Consider the following 1,858-nt stretch of genomic DNA (forward strand, 5'->3'; position numbering starts at 1 on the left):
ATTCGCATCAGCTGCAATTTTGTCCCGCAGGGTTGGCATAGTTTTTGAGTATTCAAAAACTATGCCAAAAAATTGTCAGTTGCATGCGATTGTTATATCGTTTTATTTAACAAACTGAATATCTCTAAAACCACATCAATCATATTACATTTCTGAATTTTTCAATTCGATTAGTAATAATGTGAGAATAAAAACTGTAAAGTGGATGTGGCCTTTTTGTTTTCCATGCTAATTCAATATATGGTGTTTCTTCTGGTTTAATACTATTAATATAGTGACTAGCATGTATAAAACCAGAATCTTGTTGATGAAAATTAATTGCAGAAAGTCCGAATGTAGGAAAATCAGTATACTCATAAACATTAACAGTTACAAAATCAAGATTTTTTTCTGCCCAGGATTTTATATATATTATAGTTTCATTCCGCTTTTCAATATCAAATATTTTATCCGTTTGACCAAAGAAATTCGTTAATTGTTTCGAAAGATCAGATGATGCAAAATAAACATCGAAAGAAATACTGTTTCTTGATTTTAACTTTAAAGATGACAAAATATCAATTAAATTTGGATGATAAATTCCATATAGAACGACATGCGATGCATTCTCGATTTGTTCAATAAATTTTTCACGACTTTGTGCTTTTGGATAATCTTTAGCGTAAAGGCGAGTGTAATGACGTGTAAGGATTTTACCATCCATTCCATAAGTCGATTCCCCATCAGTAATCTTTACACTCACCACATTATGTATATTACTATGTTTATCCAGTACAGTGTCTTCATCTAACATTTCAATTCGAATTTCAGAACCAGGAATTTTTATAATATCATCAAAATTTTGATTGTCATGCTGTAAAAATCGCCTAAAAAACTCTTTACTAATTACAATTGTATTATCATCAGTCCCAGCTAACATTCGTGCAGCATCATTTACTGAATTACCAATTATATTATTCTGTCTATTAATATCAACAACAGGATGAACAGGTCCAGCATGAACAGAACAACGCATACCATAGCCATTCTCATGACACCACTTAAATATTCTAAAAACGAAATCAACAGCCTTTATATGTTTATCGCTTGAATCAGTTAAGCCGATAATCATCCCATCACCAGTTGGAATAGCTATTGCGCGTGAAGTAATATTAGTTAATTCTTCATATAATATGCTGTCTATTTCTTGTTGAAATTTTTTAAAGAAATCCAGTTGAATTAGTTCATTATTTTTTGAGTACCCTGTTAGATCTAAATAAATTAAGAGCATTGTTTCTGCCATTGCTATTTATTCCCACTTACTCCCTGATCTATTATTCCGAAAAATATCTCTCGAATTATCCGGAATAATTTTATCTTTATCTAAAAAAGCCGCATGTACCCATCTCTGGATATCTTGAGGCGACTCTGTCCAATTATATATTTTTGCGAATTTGTTTCTAACATTATCGTATAGTCTAGGTGGGATTGTATATGGATCAAAATGTTCAGTAGAATAATCTTTCCGAGTTGGTAACAATAGACCAATAAGACCGGATCTTTTATTGTATTGTGTATCTCGCAGACTTGAACTGATCTCCCAATCAACATGTTTCTTCTTCCATGTTTCAGTTCCAATTAAGACAATTGTGACTGTAGAATTTCTAAGATATTCATCCCGTATTTTCTGGCGTATAGTTTCGGTTTTTAAATCCGGATCTATGTCACCATCACCAACAGATTGATCAATAATAACCTCTGCGAAATCACTGAAAATCTTTATAAATTTTTTACGGTATTCCTCATCATTGAAATGATGAAAACTAACAAATACCTTATGTGATTTGATCATATTTTTTCCTCTTTCTTGCTAAGTCGA

The 1,858-nt window shown here is 31.5% G+C and carries 2 protein-coding genes; both read right to left on the reverse strand.

Features of this window, described 5'->3' with window-relative positions:
* Positions 1-139 precede the first annotated feature (139 nt).
* On the reverse strand, positions 140-1,282 hold the full coding sequence (locus tag ACYQ2L_RS17090; protein WP_460058322.1) for a nucleotidyl cyclase domain-containing protein: 1,143 nt from the start codon (positions 1,280-1,282) through the stop codon (positions 140-142).
* Positions 1,283-1,288: 6 nt separating this feature from the next.
* Positions 1,289-1,831 carry a TIR domain-containing protein gene (locus tag ACYQ2L_RS17095; protein WP_460058324.1) on the reverse strand — a complete coding sequence of 181 codons (543 nt, stop codon included), beginning with the start codon at positions 1,829-1,831 and terminating at the stop codon, positions 1,289-1,291.
* Between the last annotated feature and the right edge of the window lie 27 nt (positions 1,832-1,858).

Source organism: Spirochaeta dissipatitropha, assembly GCF_054657935.1.

Bases quoted from the DNA above. Each gene is read 5' to 3' on its own strand.
- ACYQ2L_RS17095 (WP_460058324.1), bottom strand. From the start codon at position 1,831: ATGATCAAATCACATAAGGTATTTGTTAGTTTTCATCATTTCAATGAT.
- ACYQ2L_RS17090 (WP_460058322.1), bottom strand. From the start codon at position 1,282: ATGGCAGAAACAATGCTCTTAATTTATTTAGATCTAACAGGGTACTCA.